This window comes from Shimazuella sp. NTD248 (assembly GCF_059510395.1).
Genome location: NZ_JCAJZT010000002.1, coordinates 330,028 through 348,799 on the forward strand (window position 1 = coordinate 330,028; position 18,772 = coordinate 348,799).

General features: G+C 37.0%; 13 protein-coding genes. 7 read left to right on the forward strand and 6 right to left on the reverse strand.

What is annotated here, in order from left to right:
• The first annotated feature begins 115 nt into the window (after nucleotides 1–115).
• The gene (locus AC5WOE_RS06340) at nucleotides 116–3,595 is read left to right on the forward strand and encodes a DUF3109 family protein (protein ID WP_496052166.1); all 3,480 of its coding nucleotides are present in this window, start codon (nucleotides 116–118) and stop codon (nucleotides 3,593–3,595) included.
• A 471-nt stretch (nucleotides 3,596–4,066) separates the two neighbouring features.
• On the opposite strand, the gene AC5WOE_RS06345 is transcribed toward AC5WOE_RS06340, so the two are convergent.
• Complete coding sequence (locus tag AC5WOE_RS06345; protein WP_496049550.1) at nucleotides 4,067–4,828, reverse strand: gamma-glutamyl-gamma-aminobutyrate hydrolase family protein; 762 nt, start codon at nucleotides 4,826–4,828, stop codon at nucleotides 4,067–4,069.
• Between the two features lie 474 nt (nucleotides 4,829–5,302).
• Here AC5WOE_RS06345 and AC5WOE_RS06350 point away from each other — a divergent pair, with 474 nt between their 5' ends.
• The 3 genes from AC5WOE_RS06350 to AC5WOE_RS06360 all read left to right on the forward strand — a co-directional run bounded on the left by AC5WOE_RS06350 (nucleotide 5,303) and on the right by AC5WOE_RS06360 (nucleotide 7,428).
• Nucleotides 5,303–5,677 (forward strand): BlaI/MecI/CopY family transcriptional regulator, encoded by a 375-nt coding sequence (locus AC5WOE_RS06350; RefSeq protein WP_496049549.1) that lies wholly within the window; start codon nucleotides 5,303–5,305, stop codon nucleotides 5,675–5,677.
• 2 nt (nucleotides 5,678–5,679) lie between these two features.
• Entirely contained in the window at nucleotides 5,680–6,798 is a 1,119-nt protein-coding gene (locus tag AC5WOE_RS06355) for a M56 family metallopeptidase (RefSeq protein ID WP_496049548.1), read from the forward strand.
• A gap of 78 nt (nucleotides 6,799–6,876) precedes the next feature.
• Nucleotides 6,877–7,428, forward strand: coding sequence for a COG4315 family predicted lipoprotein (locus AC5WOE_RS06360; protein ID WP_496049547.1), 552 nt, complete (start codon nucleotides 6,877–6,879; stop codon nucleotides 7,426–7,428).
• A 579-nt stretch (nucleotides 7,429–8,007) separates the two neighbouring features.
• Here the strand turns inward: AC5WOE_RS06360 and AC5WOE_RS06365 are convergent.
• Nucleotides 8,008–9,057: an alpha/beta hydrolase gene (locus AC5WOE_RS06365; protein ID WP_496049546.1), complete on the reverse strand. Its 1,050-nt coding sequence runs from the start codon at nucleotides 9,055–9,057 to the stop codon at nucleotides 8,008–8,010.
• 263 nt (nucleotides 9,058–9,320) lie between these two features.
• The gene (locus tag AC5WOE_RS06370) at nucleotides 9,321–11,222 is read right to left on the reverse strand and encodes a PhoX family protein (RefSeq protein WP_496049545.1); all 1,902 of its coding nucleotides are present in this window, start codon (nucleotides 11,220–11,222) and stop codon (nucleotides 9,321–9,323) included.
• Nucleotides 11,223–11,627: 405 nt separating this feature from the next.
• On the opposite strand from AC5WOE_RS06370, the gene AC5WOE_RS06375 reads away from it, so the two are divergent.
• Nucleotides 11,628–12,164, forward strand: coding sequence for a DinB family protein (locus tag AC5WOE_RS06375; RefSeq protein WP_496049544.1), 537 nt, complete (start codon nucleotides 11,628–11,630; stop codon nucleotides 12,162–12,164).
• 272 nt (nucleotides 12,165–12,436) lie between these two features.
• Here AC5WOE_RS06375 and AC5WOE_RS06380 read toward each other — a convergent pair whose 3' ends face one another.
• Nucleotides 12,437–14,803, reverse strand: a complete 2,367-nt coding sequence (locus AC5WOE_RS06380) for a beta-glucosidase (protein ID WP_496049543.1) — start codon at nucleotides 14,801–14,803, stop codon at nucleotides 12,437–12,439.
• Between the two features lie 185 nt (nucleotides 14,804–14,988).
• Between AC5WOE_RS06380 and AC5WOE_RS06385 the strand changes: the two genes are divergently transcribed.
• Together AC5WOE_RS06385 and AC5WOE_RS06390 are read left to right on the forward strand one after the other, a co-directional pair.
• Nucleotides 14,989–15,744: a helix-turn-helix domain-containing protein gene (locus AC5WOE_RS06385; protein WP_496049542.1), complete on the forward strand. Its 756-nt coding sequence runs from the start codon at nucleotides 14,989–14,991 to the stop codon at nucleotides 15,742–15,744.
• A gap of 415 nt (nucleotides 15,745–16,159) precedes the next feature.
• On the forward strand, nucleotides 16,160–16,885 hold the full coding sequence (locus tag AC5WOE_RS06390) for a sensor histidine kinase (protein WP_496049541.1): 726 nt from the start codon (nucleotides 16,160–16,162) through the stop codon (nucleotides 16,883–16,885).
• Between the two features lie 46 nt (nucleotides 16,886–16,931).
• Here AC5WOE_RS06390 and AC5WOE_RS06395 read toward each other — a convergent pair whose 3' ends face one another.
• Complete coding sequence (locus AC5WOE_RS06395; protein ID WP_496049540.1) at nucleotides 16,932–17,483, reverse strand: GNAT family N-acetyltransferase; 552 nt, start codon at nucleotides 17,481–17,483, stop codon at nucleotides 16,932–16,934.
• 460 nt (nucleotides 17,484–17,943) lie between these two features.
• Nucleotides 17,944–18,720, reverse strand: a complete 777-nt coding sequence (locus AC5WOE_RS06400; protein WP_496049539.1) for an ABC transporter ATP-binding protein — start codon at nucleotides 18,718–18,720, stop codon at nucleotides 17,944–17,946.
• Between the last annotated feature and the right edge of the window lie 52 nt (nucleotides 18,721–18,772).

The window sequence follows — 18,772 nt, forward strand, 5'->3', positions numbered from 1 at the left end:
TAATTAATAAACGTAATAGGTGTGAAAATATCTCATATTGCATCAGTTACTTTGTACCTTGAATTATTATGCTATAATTTTGACTATGCCAACTATTGCATAAAGAGGTGATTTCATGAAGTTGGGCTTTAAATCTAACGATTTTATCGGCAGGGATACGGAACTAGCGAAGTTGCTGGATATATATGAAGATACCAAAGCAGGAAATACAAATGTGGTGATACTGGAAGCAGATACAGGGATTGGGAAGACGCGGTTAATTCAAGAGTTGTATCATTACTTGACGATTCATGATGATGACCCCAATTATTGGCCGGATAACTTAGAAGATACGAAGCACACGATGACGATTGTGCCAGAGTTTGATGTGCTGGAAAATAACAAGGAACTCCTAATGCCTTGGCTATGGATGGCATTGCGGTGTCCCAATACGGATGAACGGAACAGCCGATATCATACGACAGCATTAAATCAAATCCGCAAGCAAGTCAAGTTGCATCTCGGTGGGTTGATTGAAAAAAAGCGGCAGAGTGAAGATAACAAGAAGGCGATACGCAATGGGGTTTCGCTCTTTATTAATTATGCTTTCCCCGGGAGCGGAGCGGCATTGGGACTCATCTCCGACATCCTTTCCGGACTAGATAATGGGCTAAATACATATGAATCTCTTCGAAACATGTGGAGTAATTGGCGAACCAATAAAGAAAATCAACACCGGGATCGCAATACTATCCTTGCTCAACAGGAATACACCTCTTTTATCGATCAGACGATGAAGATTTTCTCTGCCATACTTTCTACCAATAAAAAAGAACATAAGTTACCGCTTATCTTGGTAGTGGATGATGCGCAGTGGGCTGATCCTCTAACGCTATCTTTCACAAAACGGTTAGTGGAAACAAGCATAGATAAAAAATGGCCGATTTTGATTTTATGTACGTGCTGGGAATCTAGTTTAAAAGAACAAAACTTAACATCAACAGGAGAGAATTTGGCTCACTTTGGAGCTTTGGTAAACCAATTACAAGCTATCAGCCAAACTCATCTCATCAAAATGAGAAAGTTACGAAATAGCGATGTCGAGCAGATTATTAGTATGGAGCTAAGCAATATTAGCACTGTAGCAAAGAAAAAATTGGCGATAGAGTGCAGTGGTGATCTTGAGCTGCTTTGGGATTCTATTAAGAGAATAAAAAATACGCCCGGTTTTATCGGGGCGACTGGTGAAATGCAAATTCCTTTATCGCGTTTGCATTTCAGCTCCAATAAAAAGAAAGAGATCGCACGAGAAAAAATTTTAGATTTAGGGATACAGAAGGTTTTGTTGCTTGCATGGGGCAGTGCACAAGGGATTAAGTTCTCCAAACCTTTTTTAGAACGCTGTATCCAGAAATTCAAACACGAATTTTACGTGGACATGTCTCATTTTTATCATTTAGAGACACCCTACAATCTCATAAAAGTAAAAAAACATGTCCTCTTTGAGGAAATGTCCTCATTCAATCGACGTTTATACTATGAAATCGCGAGAGAAATATTAGAAGATTTACCACATCGTCCGCAAATTGAGGCGATGTTATTGGAATTTTATATAGAAATCATCTCCACTTCGCAAATTGATACACTTGATAGCAACGAGCAAATCACAATTTATGAAGAGTTCCGTTATCAAGTGGAAAAAAGCAACCAGCAAGCCCCCCTTCATGAACTGTACACCCAATCGGGTATCCGGTTACTCGAACTCTGTTTGCAAAATGGGTTCTTTAAAAGTTGTATGGAGGTTGGGGATAGTCTAATATCCTCTTCTCACTTGTCCAACGATAACTATAAATATGTCCTAAATATCTTAATCAAAGCCTCTTTTGATGCTGGAGAAGTAGAGTTGGAAGAAAAATATATCAAATTATACTCGGAGAATACGTTTCTCCATAACGAAAAAGATCAGGATTTACTTGGACTTCTCTACAAATCCAAATATCATCAACGACTTTTTCATACCGAAAAAGCCGTATCTCTCGCAGAGAAAGCGGTACAGAAAGCATCATCTACAAAAGATTATCAAGCATACAAATGCCATGAACAATTGGTAAACGCCTATTTTTATGCAGGACAAAATCAACTAGGCTTTGCAGCACTGACGAAAATGGAACTAGATTTTCAAGATTTTTTAGAAGATAACGAAAGGATAAACGCCTCCTTTCATCATACATTTTCCCTTTTATGCCATAATGTCGATTTAAATCAACAAGTAGTAGAACAAGCATCTACTTGTAAAAAAGCTTATTCTGGCTTTCATGATACTTATAATCAGATGTTATCTAGTGTGAATTTAGCAGATGGGTATATGGGTATCGGAATGTTAACGGAAGCAGAAAAAGAAATAGATCGTGTGTATAAGAAAGCTAAAGCAAGTAATTGGGTGAATGCCCACAATATCGCCGCAATCTGTTATGGAAACATACTAACGATACAAGGACGATTATCGGAAGCCTTTCAGTACTATGAGGAAGGAATTCACCTATCCAAACAAATCAAACATAATTGGGATTTGTATTATGGGTTGATTTGGCGATCTATTTGTCTTGCTAGGTTTGGTGATCCACTCTCTATTTCGAATCTAATTACTTACAAAGTGGAGTGTGATAACAGAGGGTATGAATACTTGTCTTCTTTGGCCGCAACGTTCTCGTTATTAGCTGCTGCTTTTTTAGCAAAAACGCATCCCCATTCAAGAGAGATGTTGGCATCGATCAAAAAAGACTCTACTCCGGGCTTATACGCACAAGCCATCGCAGCATATCTGAAGCTGAAAGATGTGGTTCCAAATGAAAAAACACAACTTGCGCAAGAGATGATAGAGTCAACTTTAAAATGTGAGGGTATAAAAGGTTTTCCCGAAATCATCAGTGATTCAATCCAAAGAGTCCGCAAGGAAGATCTTGGAGATGATTCCCTGCTTTCTTCTTTTAAAGATTGGAACGAAAGATATGTTCACCCTGTTCTTCACTTCCGCTATGATGTTTTGCAACAGTTAGAACAAGAGTATGGAACAGAACCAAAAATAAAGAATTGTGCTTTAAAGTGTGAGGCGATCTGCTGTTATGATGGGGTATATCTCTTAGAAGATGAAGAAGAAATGATAAAAACGACTGTCCATCGATACCCCGAATATTTTCAACATCTCCCTAAAGAATTCATTGTCGATGGAAATTGGCAAAATATCCAAGTAGGCAGAAAAACAGCTGTTAAACCGCATACCTACAAATCTGAGCATTTTCCCAGTCATTTTGAAAAAAACCGTTGTGTATTTGCCTTAGAAAATGGACTATGTTCCTTGCAAAAAGCAGCTACAGAACTAGATTTCCACCCATGGAAGTTTAAACCTACTGCATGCTGGTCTTTCCCCATCCGATGGAAAAATGGAAAAATATCAGGTCCATCTACCAAAGAGGAACAAGATCCAGATTATATCGATGAAAACTACCCTGGTTATAGCAAATTTGTCCCATGTGCAAAACATCAAGATGAAGGAACAAGTTGGTTCAAACACTATCAGCAGGAATTGCAATACTTAAAACAGAAAACCAAAAAATAGAGCGGCTTCGGCCGTTTTTCTTATACTATATGTAAAAATAATTTCATCTTAATAGAGAATCCACCTTTTGCTAGTGGTTTATGTCAAAATAATAAAAAACGCTTAATCCTTGTACTTCGGATCAAACGTTTTCATTCGTGTCTTATTCAACTATAAAGAATTAGCAAAGAACGATAATCGCATGAATAATAACTGCTATCATTTTTTCAACCTCCCATAAGTGGCGATTTCATCCGCAGGTATTTCTATTTTTGATATGTATTGAAATAAATGATGCGGGTTTGCCAAAAACTATTCTACAATATTATTTCCTTTCTGTTTGTTACATTTTTTAGATTATATATTAAATTTAACCAATGAATAATTCCTAAATACAAATTCTATTTTATGGTTTCGGAATCTCCTAAAAAAATCCATTTATGGACATATGATAGTTTCAAGATGTTCCACTTGGTATTACCATACGTAATATCATCTCGAATTTACTCTTTGTTGGCATTTTTGAACAAAGACTTCAAACAAAGTTTTAGACTCAAGCTGTTGGTCTATCATCATCTCTGGATGCCATTGAACCCCGACAACAAAACGGTCTCCTCTCATTTCTATGCCTTCAACTACTTCATCTGGAGCAGTTACCGTTACATCAAAATTTTTTCCGATCTTCTTTATACCTTGATGATGAAAGCTATTAACAAGAACTTTATGTTTATTTAAAATGGAGTATAGTTTCGAATTCGTTTCTATATTTACTGGATGAGTTGCGTGAAATTTAGGGGCCTGTGGGGAATGATTGATCGCCTCTCGTTTTTCATCCTGTAAATTTTGATAAAGTGTTCCTCCATCTGCTACGTTAATCAATTGACTTCCACGACAGATAGCTAATACTGGTATTTCCATTTCATATAAAACTTTTTGAGCAAGTTGAATTTCGTGCTGATCTCTCTTTGGATCAATTTGTCCCAAACCAAACTTAGGTAATTCTCCATAACATTGTGGATCGATATCTGATCCTCCTGAAAAGAGAATTCCATCTACGATAGATAGAATAGGTATAATGGAGTCAAGGTTTTTGGTGATTGGTATGATAATTGGAATTCCCCCTGCAAACTCTACAGCTCTTATATAATCATCAGCTAATACTTGCCATTCTTGCCCTTTCACCCCGATATGGATTTTAGTACCAACCTCTTCTTCATAAGAATAATTCGCCGTTATCCCGATAATCGGTTTCATAAAATTCCCCTCCTGACTCAATTACTCTTCTTCTCATAACTTTCTCTATCGAATTGGGAAAACAATCACTTCCCTAAGTTACAAATCTTGCTCTTTTAAACCGTTTAGAATATATGACATCTTGAATACTAGATTTGAATTTTCGACTTGGCAGTTCATTTGATAATAAAATAAAAGTATATTTATATATACGAGAAGATAATACCTTTAATAGGAATATTTTCTTGTTAAAAAAAGAGATTTGGCTGATGTTGAATGGGTCATATCCGAAGCGTTTTTACACCCTTTTCTCCTCTTTTTCTCATTTTTACCCTATTCTATCTCTATAAAAATATTACTCTTCTTATGATGAATAAAAACATTGAATCTAAATCAAATTTTTTATCAATTTTGTATTGACAAAATCCGATTACACTTGTAATCTTAAGATAGAAATATCAATTACAAGTGTAATCGTTGAGAGAAGGAATGGTTATGAAGCAATTACCACGTATTTCGCAAGCTGAGTGGCAGGTGATGAAAGTATTTTGGACAATTCCTCTGACCACTGCAAATGATGTGATTGACACTCTCAGTGATGATGCTGAATGGAAGCCTGCAACGATCAAGAGTCTGATCAACAGATTAGTCAAGAAAGGAGCACTGGGCTTTAAACAAGAGGGAAAAGTTTATCTTTATTATCCATTGGTAACAGAAGAGGAATGTTTACAAGCAGAAAGTAAATCGTTCCTCCAGCGTCTCTACGGGGGTGCGTTGAAACCTCTTTTGGTCAACTTTTTAAAACATGAAGATTTAACGAAGGAAGATATTGAGGAACTAAAACAGATTCTAAATGAACGGAAGAGCTGAAGATGGACAAAATTGTATTATCATTGATTGATTTATTTCAATGGATCTGTACCACTTCAATCATGGCTTTTGTCTTGGTAGGTTTGATCCTACTCGTAAAAGGAATCATGAAAGAACGCCTAAAAGCAAAGTGGCAATATCTAATATGGTTTGTTCTATTATTCCGATTGATCTTACCATGGACACCTGAAACTTCTTTTAGTCTGTTTAACTTGTTTTCCTTAGTGGATGAACAAAAAGCCCCAATCAAAGGAATCACGCAAGACGATAGGACCCAGCTTCAACTAACATTTACCGATGATACGAAGAATCCGCTGTCTTCTGTCACTTCTCTTCATATCAGCACTTGGGTTTATATTGGCGCGTTGGTTATTTGGATACTCGGGGTTGTCCTGTTCACCATCTATCTTTTCCGAATGAATCGAAAGCTTTCTAAGAAATTGAAGTACACTTCAAAGATTATCGATGATGCGATCTTAACGCTTTTCGAACAGTGTAAGGAAAAAATGGGAGTAAAATCATCCATTTCCCTACTAGCAACAACAGAGGTGGAAAGTCCCACTTTATACGGATTTGTGCGACCGAAACTATTGATTCCACTCGATGGACTTCAAGAGTTCGATCACAATGAATTAAAGTATATCTTCCTTCATGAACTAGCTCATTATAAACGCAAGGATATTTTGGTGAACTGGATCATGACAGTATTACTTATCTTTCACTGGTTTAATCCAATCCTATGGTATGCCTATCATCGGATGCGAGAAGATCAAGAGCTGTCCTGTGATGAAATGGCGATCTCACACATTCATTCTGATGAATTAAAAAACTATGGGCATACGCTTATCAAGTTATTGCAAATTAACTCGGTAAAACCGATATTACCTGCTGTAGCAAACTTTTCTGCAAACAAAGCTCAGCTAAAAAAGAGAATCATCATGATCACCTCTTTTCAGCGAAAATCGATCGTCTGGTCTATCATTGGTTTGTTCAGCATTCTTCTCATCGCATTTGTCACCTTAACTAATGCAAAAGCTGCGGAAATAAAGCCATTGGTAAATAAACAGATCCAAGATTTAGTAAACGGAGATAGATCAGCTTGTGAATTCGGCCAACAATAATGAGGTTGGCCAATATAAAAATTGCCAATATTCCGTCTTTAATATTGGCTACTACAAAACATTTGGAGGAATAACATCATGAAAAAATGGACTTTGGTACTTTCCAGTTTGGCAGCTTTCATTCTTCTCGCAGCATGTTCCAGTCAACCTTACTCTCAGCAGCAACAACAACAAACATCATCGACATCTTCCAACAATAATGCAAATACAAACAATAGTAACAACAACGATTATAACAGTGATTATAGTAGTGACAACAATTCAAATTCCAGTAATCAAACTTCAACCTCAGCTGGTGTACAAGTACTGGAAAACGATAAAGTTGGAAAATATTTAGCTGATTCCAATGGCATGACATTATATTACTTTAAAAAAGATCAACCTGGTGTCAGCAATTGTAAAGATGATTGTCTCGTAACATGGCCACCATTTACAACGGATAAATTATCTATTCCAAACGGTCTAAACAGCCAAGATTTTGGAGCTATTAAAAGAGAGGATACAGGACAAAAACAAGTTACTTATAAAGGATTTCCATTGTATTACTTTAGCAAAGATAAAACAAAAGGTGATACCAATGGGCAAGGGGTAAAAAATGTGTGGTTTGTGATTAATAATAACTCCTATTAATAGGATAAATACCATCAAATTTACATTAATAGAAAATATGAGGTTCGAAAGATAGGAAGTTCAACAAAATACTATGCTATGAAATTATGAGTAAAAAAAGCCGATTTCCTCTACTTGAGGGAATTGGCTTTTTGATCTTCTTATTAGATGTGGTTGGCTTTTCTTAAGTCTTAATATATTATGCACAAAAAGATTTGTCTACGTAAAAATCAGCTAGACATACGTGACTATCTATTAAGATTTGGTGGATTGGGCTGCGAACATCGCTCGCAGCCCGATCCTGAAGCCCCTTACATCATGCTGGGACTAGCGGAGTCTTCCTCCCGGGCCCGGGCGGAGTGGGCTCGGGTGGAGTCTTCCCCCCGGGCATGGGCGGATCACCGCCGCCTCCGTATTCCAGCAGCATCTTGGGTTCCTCTCGGATTCGGGTCGCACTCTTATCTGGCGACTCTCCACACCAATTATATGGAAACTATCGAATAATATCAATCCTGTAAAATCATTTTGTACCCATAGTAATGCGAAAGAACTCCTACAAAAAACGCCCTCCTAAGGAAGGACGTTTCGATTTATATTTTATTACTTTGTTCCCACATGTTTATTCGACCAATCGACTACCGCTTGATAGTAATCAGGAGCATTCTTTTGATAGTTTAAATTATGCCCTGCATCAGGAAGTACATATGCATCTAAATCTGCGGTATATAATAGTCTTTCTCGAAGCAATAGTGCCCCTTTTGTATTACAGGACAGCGCAATGTTACAGAACATGGCATCTTTTGAACCCATCACCAAATATACGGGAACTTTTATCGTTGGGGATACGGTGATAGCTGCTAGTAAACTCACCATGTCATCCTCATTGGAGACTCCCGTTCCTTTTGTAACATCATCGACATCATAGATTTTCGGATCTGTATCATCAGGGTTATAAAAGAATTGGCGAGTCTTTTTGAGCAGAGATAAATAGCCAGGTGGTAAATTTTCATCTTTAAATACTGGGTCCTCTTCTGCTGGTACGGTCCCAGTTATCAAGGAAAGTACTTCTGTATTAAAGGTATGAAGTAATCCAGTTAAAACCAATCCATCGATTTGACCATATTTGGCTGCTTCCACAGTGGAGACAATGGAACCGAGGGAATGACCAACTAAAATTACTTTTGGAAATTGATATCCTTCCACTTTTCCAGCACGCAATTGTTGGATAACTTGATACACAATATAAGCATGGCGGTCCACGGTGATCTCATCTGCTGGGGGCTTGCTGCTCTTTCCTGTCCCTAATCGATCTAGGCTCAAAGTAGCATATCCTGATTTGTTGATCGCATCTACATAGGAATAAGTCTCCGGCTGATAAGGAAAATCCCAATATGTACTGGTCAAAGTAAATCCAGGAACCAATACTTGGATCGTCTTACCGGAGGGGTCTCCTTGACTACATAGATTTCCAGTTACTTGATAATTTGCAGGTTGCCCCTCTTCTAGTGATACTGGAAAAGAATGGCTGATACATGTCTTAGCTGTTGAAGTTTCACTAGCAAAACTGAGAACAGGTTGAAAAAACAAAGACATAACTAAAAATATTCCACATACAAGGGACAACGGACGATAGAAAAAACGAGAAACCATACTTTCTACCTCCTAGCATATAATGATATAACTTTCAATATAATTATAGTTATATCACAATATTTTCTATTCTACTATTATCAATTATTAGACAATCCCTCTACTAGATTTGAGACTTTCATTCACTCTTTTTATTCCTACAAAAACATACCCCGCTTTTTAGCGGGGCTGCGTTTGGGTTGCTTACCTAAGAAATAATACTCTTCTCGAACTTCCTTTTTAAAACAACTGTCTATTCCCAAAGAAACTCCATGACTAGCAGTTTATTTATCAGAATGAATTTTTCCTGATGGTATTCCAGACAAATAGCCTACTCCTCCGGTCTGTTGAATACCTAAACCTTCTTTCATTGCTTCGATTAATTCATCTTTATCTACTGCTGTAATTTGTTTACCATTCAGATCTTCACCAGGATGCTGGTAATTACTTAAGATATAACGACCGCTTTTCAGATTGTCAACTGCTCTTAAACCTGTTGCTTCTGCTCCAACTGGAACGGATAGTATTCTTGCTAGTTTCTTTGTTTTTACATTATAGGCCCATACAAAGTTATTCGTGTGTAGTGCACTATCTTCTCCTATATATAGGGTGTTCATATCTTCCGAAAAGCTCAGATTATCAGGATTTGCGACTTTATCTGGGTCAGCAGTATTCCCATATGCATCCGGTTTTGCTAAATCCTCACCAACGATTAATCCTTTCATCGAAGTTGGTACTAATTCGCTATGGATTGGACTACCGACTTTATCCTTTTGATCATTACTTAGATCTAATTCATATGTTACTCCAGCATTGATTACTGGTAATTGGATATCGTCTTGAACACTGCCTTGTTCTTTCTGCATACTACCACTTACATATGACATCGCTACATATGCTTTCTTGTCTTCCTTATTTACAGCGATGCCTTCCATTTTATTAAACTCGGATGTTGCACCTAGCATCGCACCGTATCTACGGGCCTCTAGGAAAGCAGCTGCTTTTTCCATACCCGGTTTTACTTTTAGGTATTCGACTTTTTTATTTGCCGCAGTTTTGATAGTGGTAAAGCCATCGGCAGGTTCTGCTGCCGTTTCAAAAATATCGCTGAATTTTGTACCTTTATCTACAATTGCTTTAATTTCATTGTCTGTAGCATGTCCAAGTTTGATCCACGACAGATTTCCAGCTCCACCGTTTTCTGCACTTGTTTGGTTAAATTTCGAGGCATACAATGTTCCAGAAGAGAAGTCTTTCTTTTTATCCGCTATATACATGAATAACATCGTATTTCCACCATCATCACCAAACAATGCAGTTTGATTGTCTGGTAGAACTTGCATTACTTCATGAGAAAACCGACCAGTGCTGTAATGCTTCACTACAGACGGATTTCCCTTTGCATCAATCGATATTTCAGGTATCCAACCATAATAGTAAGGATTCGCTTTTGATTTATCTCCAAAGTAAAATTGTGCAAAGTTGGTAACGTCTCGATGCGAACTGGAGGAAGAGTCTTCATATGACCGAGCATCTGGTTCATATTCTTCTGAACCTAGGTGTGTACCCCACGCGGTTGTTGAACCATTACAGGGAGTCCATAAACCGTTTACACTAGAAAAATTAATTTTTTTGGAGTTAATAACCGTTAACTCACCTGTCTTCTTGTCTTTTCCCAGTTTTGTAAGTGTCATGGAAGCTGGCAGACCAGAAATTTGTTTCCCTGCATTATCAATGGAATCATATTCATAGTGAGAAATAAGATAATAACTTCCATTTTTAACAAGAAGACTATTGGAGTCAGGGGCATCTGAAATATAATAAGAAGGTTGGCTTGGAACACTTTTATCGACAATCGGATTGCCATTCACATCGATAGGAGTTCCAGCAGGAATCATGTCCCCTTTATTTGACACTATCTTATCTTTTGATAAAAAAAGTTGTTTATAATCAAGTGGAACTTCTTTTACACTGCCATCTTTGTAGGTAATTTTTACTTTGGCGTCCGTGTAAGTCTTCACCATATCTTTGATATTTTTAGGGTAATCCATGGAATGAAACTCAACACTACGGATTTGCTTATGCTCGGATAAAGTAGAATGATAGCTTTTTTGTTCAGCAAAAGCGTTGATGGCAAAGGAACCAATGATTACTAGCGATAAACAAATGGATACTCTCTTCTTCACTATCTCTCGCCTCCTAATTTTTTGACACTATTATTAAAACATCAATTTATTAAGAGAGTGTAGATTAATGAATGTTATTGTATATTTTCATTTAAATATTTAATAAAAATATATTAATTTCACTTATCTAACTGCAAAAAAGCGAGCGAATCTCTTCAATTTCGCTCACTTCGTATTCTATTTTAATAGTTGGGTATAACTTAATCTAGTTCAACAAAAATACGGAAAAAACGGTCGGAGCAAGAATTGTGATAAAAAAAGCGATTCACAACTGGATAAAGAAAACAATCTCTTTACATGGATTGCGATACCGATTGTATGATGAGTACCTAGTTTCAAAACTGATAGGATTTCATGATAAACTAAACTTATCTTCTACTCTTCTATAAATAGAGGTGCCAAGAAATGAATATTGGACAACACTACTTACAAACTGCCATCACTACTTTCCAAAGCATGAAGTCACTAGGGGACAGAACTTTTGCTCAGTTAACTCATGAGGAACTCCATTTACAACCGTCTTCCGAATCCAATAGTATCGCTGTCATTGTCAAACATATATGTGGTAATACTCGTTCACGGTGGACGGATATATTCACGACAGATGGAGAGAAGCCAGACAGAAATCGCGATGCCGAATTCGAAAGAAGTGATGAGAGCAAAGAAGCATTGCTTGAGGCGTGGGAAACTGGGTGGAATATTTTATTTACCACACTAGGCTCCCTCACACCGGACGACCTAGAACGTAAAATCAAGATTCGCGGAGAAGATCATACTGTTTTACAAGCCATCGAGCGGCAAATCGCTCATTACTCCAATCACATGGGACAGATCGTGTATATTGGTAAGCTGATAAAAAATGATGAGTGGAAAACGTTGAGTGTTGCCAGAGGAAAATCAGAAGAGTTTCTACAAAAAATGCTTCGAAATCACTCAAAATAAACGTTAGAAAACAATAAAATCTATCTAAAAATGAAAAACAAGAGGATTACTTATCCCTCTTGTTTTTCATTTCCTAAATCTATGGGAATATTCAACTCGAGTATAAAGCTGGAATTATCTTTCTCATTGCTCCATTCATTTGGGGACACGATTATCATGAGAACCCTCCTTTATGTATGTTTGTGTCTATTTATTATTGTACCATTTATTCTGAATAATGTAAATACAAGTAAGAAAGCCCCTATAATTAGGGGCTTTTCCTATTCCAGCTATTATTTTTTGGAAAGCGTATTGATATTTTCTTGAGGAGCTAAGACGTTATTTACTTTCTCAACCACGATTGTTTTATCAACGGTAAAGGTAGCTACTCCTTTAAGATTTTCTGATGATGCTCCTACTTTTACTTGATAGGTGCCTTTTTCCAATATCCATGCAGATTGACTTTCATCAAAAGATGCTAAGTCTTTTGCATCCAATTCAAACGTTAACTGCTGTTTCTGACCTGGTTTCAATTCTTTTGTTTTCTCAAATGCTTTAAGTTCCAATGCTGGTTTTTCTAGCTTACCAGTTGGAGCACTCACATAAACTTCCACTGCTTCTTTTCCTGCTTTTTTCCCTGTATTTTGTACGGTAGCAGATACTTTGATCTTATTATTAAATTGCTTTTGGTTCACTTGTATCTGACTGTAATCGAAATTCGTGTAAGATAGACCATATCCAAATTCATAAGCAGCTTTTACATGAAAGGTCGTGTTATAACGATAGCCCACATAGATGTCTTCCCCATAAACTACTTTTGTTGGGTTATCCGTTGGAGTTCCAGGGAAATTATTAGCCGATGCGACATCGCTATATTTCAATGGGAAGGTTTGTGCCAATTTACCTGATGGATTAACAGCTCCTGATAATACATCCGCTACTGCACTTCCTGCTTCTTGTCCAGGTTGCCAAGCTAACAAGATACCATCCACTTTATCTCTCCAGCTTGCTACTTCAATAGGACCGCCGATGTTCAAAACGACAACTACTTTCTTCCCTAGTGCGTGATATTTAGCAGAAACATTGGTGATCATTACTTGTTCTTGATCGGATAGAAGGAAATCTCCTTTTTCATTTTTCCGATCTACACCTTCTCCAGAATTTCTTCCGATCACAATGACAGCTGTATCTGTTGTTTTCGCAGCTGTTTGAATCTCTTCTTCACTCACCGATTTTTCTGGAATCGGTGGAGTAACTTTCCCAAACGCAGCACCATAAGGACTATCGGTAATTTTGTATTCATCCATTTGTCTTAAAGTTGAAATATAAGATTTGTAACTCTTGTACAATGTTTCATCTAACTGGAATCCTGCATTTTTCAAGCCATCTGCTATGGAAACCGTATAGGCAGCATTCACATCCCCACTGCCAGTACCGCCTTTGATCGTTTCGATCTGGGTATTTCCAAACAATCCAATTTTGCTATCTTTGCTTAATGGTAAAGATACATTGTTATTTTTTAGTAATACCATCCCTTGTGCCGCTGCTTGACGAGCTACTTGAGCATGTGCAGTTAGATTTGGTTTGTCAGAATGCTTCAATTTTTTAAAGGTTGGGCTTTCCAACACTGTTAATAGGAAGTTTTTAATATTGCGATCCAAGATCTTTTCATCCAATGTACCATTCTTGACCGCATTTTCGATAGCTGTAGATTGTGCGGCTGATCCTGGCATGATAAGATCATTTCCAGCCTTCATCTGTTCGACTGCATCTGTGCCAGCAAACCAATCACTCATCACAAAACCTTTATAATTCCAGTCATTACGCAGTACTGTTGTTAATAAATCTTTATTTTGTGAAGCAGTAGTTCCATTGATTTTATTATAAGAACTCATCACTGACCATGGCTTAGAACCTTTTACAGCTATTTCAAAACCTTTGAGATAAGTTTCTCTCAATGCTCTTTGCGATACAACTGTATCAACGGTCATCCGATTCGTTTCTTGGTTATTTGCAGCAAAATGCTTGATGGTAGCTCCTACTCCATTTGACTGCACACCGTCTACCATTGCAGCCGCCATTTTACCGGCAATCAAGGAATCCTCGGAATAGTACTCAAAATTTCTTCCATTCAATGGATTGCGTTGAATATTTAAGGCAGGTGCTAATAAAACATCAATCCCGTATTCTTTGACCTCGTTCCCCTGTGCTTTCCCAACAGAATTTACAACATTGGTATCCCATGTTGATGCTAATGAAGTAGCAATTGGAAACGCAGTCGTGTAGTAAGTTTTGGTGTCCCCTTCTCGAGTCGGAAGGATTCGAAGTCCAGCAGGTCCATCAGCAAAAAGTAAACTGGGAATTCCAAGTCGGGAAATTGCATAAGTTTTTCCAACTGCTCCAGCAACACTAGCATCAGGGTTACCCATAAAACCAGGTATCCCCTGTCCAACAACTAATTTGGATTTTTCCTCTAATGTCATTGCATTTATCACTGCATCAATGGACTTTTCGTCTACCAATTTAGGAGTCGTACTTTGTTCTTTCTCTTTTGCAAAAGCAATAATGCTATTTACGCCGACTGTAGCAAATAAAGCCAAGGCCGCAGTTGTAAGGGTAACTTTTATTAGTCGACTATATGATCTTTTTCTCTCCTGCATCGTATGATCTCCCCTATTTACATTTCTTCTTTGGTTTCCAAGTACTCTCCCTTCAAGTTTTGTGTAACTTCTGATTTTAGGAATCGGAGTAAATTATCTATTTCTGTAAGTATTCTATTTATATTGAAATAGTTTTTATAGTAAAATCTAAAGAAAAATAGTATGCATGATGGAGGAGACAAACGGTGCTAGAGAAAAGGCAAAAAAATACAAATTTGAAATACCGCACTGGGATAGAGAAAGCAATACCTGCTCAATTGTCTTTTCAACGTCAAAATCAATTTTTTCACAGTGATTTACATGAAAAACGAATCATGCATGCCATTAAAGAAGGCAATACAGATGACTTAATTGTATATTTCAAACATCCCTCTTCCGAAGGTATAGGAACACTTTCCAAAACTAGTGCCTTACGAAACAAAAAAAATCTGGCGATTTGTGGTATAACACTTGCGACTAGAGCAGCAATAGATGGCGGATTGCAACTGGAACAGGCATATACCATGAGTGATCTCTATATTCAAAACTTGGAGAGTATATCAGAAACCGATGTGATCGACCAATTCCTCCATGCTGTATTTTGTGAATTTGCACAGCATGTTCATCTTCAAAAACAAAGCAAATATTCAAAAGTAATAGCATCTTGTCAATACTATATTTCTCAACATCTTTATGATAAATGCACCATCTCTGACATCGCCACAACCATTCGTTTAAACCCTATCTATTTGTGTCAATTATTTAAGAAAGAAGTTGGAATTCCCCTTCGTACATACATTCAGCAAAAAAAAATAGAGGAGGCAAAGAGATTGCTCACCTCTACTTCTTATTCTTTGACCGATATTTGGACGTATCTACACTTTACGGATCAAAGTCATTTCACCAAAGTATTTAAAAAATTTGCAGGAGTAACTCCAAAGCAATATCGAAATACTTATTAATTTATTCGAAAAATACAGAAAGAATGAATAGTGCAGCAAGAATACTATTTTTATATCTTGAATATTACGACTTGTCATCAAAAAAAATCGTAAATGGGTTACGAAGATGAAAAACCGATTTCCTGCATCAGAAAAGGAATTCGGCTTTTTAGTATGATGATATAGCTAATTAAACTTCAACCTCTCAAGTCGCTTTTCCAACTTTTTGGAAAAATTACAGTTCGATGCTTAGTTGTTGTTTCTGTGTATTTAGGAAGCAGTAAAACAAAAAACCGAAATACATGTTACTGGTAATTAAAAAGGAATAAGGATACCATTTCAATTTTGCATATTTTAATAGGTTTTATGTACTTCTATAGCAGAAATTTTATCGTAGTAACTAGCATTAAATTTTGCAATTCTTTTACTCTTTGAGATGCCAATAGGTTCTTCCGATAAGCTCATAGTTTCTCACGAACTTCGAACACCTTTGACTTCCATCAATGGTTGGATTGAGACCGTTCAGGAAGGAGATTCTTTTGACCAAGAAGAGACGAAATTTGGACTTACCATCATGAAAAAAGAAGCTCAGCGCTTGACCAAACTAGTAGAAAATTTATTGGATTTTTCTCATTACCAAGCTGGCCAAATCAGATTGGAAAAAGAAGCATTTTCACTGACAGAATTACTGTTAGAAATAGAAAAACAATTTTCCAGACAGAGCAAAAATCAGCAAATACCTCTTCTATTGGAATATCAAGATGTAGTAGAAATTTTTGCTGACCCCAATCGAATAAAACAAGTATTCATTAACTTAATCGATAATGCTTTCAAATTTACCGAAGCTGGCGGAACGATCCGCCTCGTACTAACAACAGAAACTGACTTTTTATCAATAGCCGTGATAGATACAGGTGCGGGAATCAAGGCATCCGAATTAAAAAATGTCACAAAACGATTTCATAAAGGTACAAGTAAAAAGAAAGGAAGTAGGTTTAGGCTTAGCTATATGCAAAGAGATCATTCAACTACATGGAGGCGAACTGCACATACAAAGTACACTGGGACAAGGTACCCATATTACCTTTACTCTGCCATTGACTGCCACACAGATATAGTTTATAAAGTTTGGAAACAAGAGGATATACGTAGAGATGAATAAAACAAAAGGCTTGATCACCGTAGTGGAATCAAGCCTTTTTATGATGTTATTCAAACAGTAAGTACCAGTATATTGCAGTCTCATCCATTTGTTGGACACCTTTATAGACACAAAAATCAAAACCACCGATAACAAATCCAAGTCTTTCATAAAACTTACATGCTTGGACATTTGTGTTTTGTGTCTCCAGCATGATACCAGGTAAGTCTTTAACTTTAGCCCACTGTTTCACTTTTTCAATCAGTTGTCGTCCTGCTCCATGTCTTCGATATCGGCTATCTACCTGTAAATCTTCGATATAAGCATACTCATTCCAATTTTTCTTTACCATAACTTTTCCAACCAGCCTATTTCCTATAAATGCTAAAAAAATAATCTGATTTGGGTTATTGATATATGTCAAATAATCTTTATCCGATATTTCTTCATTTGGATCATCTTGATAACTCTTTGTATAACTCGGAAGTTCCTCTACTGTGTAACTTACTTTTTGATCTGCTACAGACAATATGAGAACAGAATCTACTACAAAACTATCATCTAAGTTTATAAACTTGTTTTGATCCCCATTTACCATGTCTCTTATAAAAATATCCATTTGTACCTCCTATAAATATAAATACTTGAAGTATAAACGGATACGGGGGAGCTCGGACTTAGCGAAAAACATAGTTTTCTTTCAACCGGTAAACCTCCACATTGTTTGATATCGAACATCTTGTAATGAGCTATTATAATTTTACCAAACAATTCATTTTCTAAAACGAGCAACAGCCATTTTTGTTAGACCAATCAACTGATAAAGTCCAATTTCCCTGCTCCTGCGCTTTAGGAAAATGTTAGTTGCATATACCGTGAAAACCATCACGATAAAAAATAATAGAATCCCTCCCACTCGAAGTAACATAGCAAAGTTACTACTCAGACTTGCTTTCTTAACGATCGAAGGATCATGCTGCAAAGTCAAAAAGATAAAATAGAGACCTATGCTGAAAATAAGCGAAAAAAAGTAGAGTTAATAGTGTTTCATATTCTTCCGCATACTTCACAGAACAAGATCAGAGAGTGTCAACATTGTCACCCCCGAGAACTGCTTGGACATTTAAAATTTCTTTGAAAAAAGCCTGTCTCGTTTTGTCTCCTCGATACAATTCCGAATAGATCATCCCATCTTTTAGAAAAACAACCCGACTACAATAACTGGAGGCAACTGGATCATGTGACACCATCACAATGGTAGTGCCTCTTTTCTTATTTATCTCTTCCATCATACCTAATAGAGAAGATGCCGACTTTGAATCAAGTGCACCTGTTGGTTCATCTGCATATACCATGGATGGTTGATTAATCAGCGCACGTGCAACAGATGTCCGTTGTTTTTGACCACCAGAAATTTCATGTGGATATTTGTCAGCAAGTTCTTTAATGCTAAGGACTTCAGCAATTGTCTGGAACTCATCTTCCGCTGCCTTCTTATTCATCATGCTAAGTGATACAGGAAGAAGAATATTTTCCTTCACTGTTAATGTGTCAAGAAGATTGTAATCTTGAAAGACGAATCCTAGTTTTCTACCTCGAAAAGCAGACAATTCGGAGTCTTTCATTTTGGAAATATCTGCGTCTTCGATGAAAATTGACCCTTCCGTTGTGCGATCGATGGAGGCAAGAACATTCAACAATGTCGTCTTCCCAGACCCCGAAGGTCCCATGATTCCAACAAATTCATTTTCTAGAACACGAAGATTGATCCCTTTCAAAACTTGCTGTACATTGTTACGTGTGCCATAAGATTTACGAATATTTTGAGCATGCAAAACTGTTTTTTTGTGATCCATTTGTTTTCTAACCTCCTTTTCTATATTAAATTCTACTGTTTGTTGTATAAAT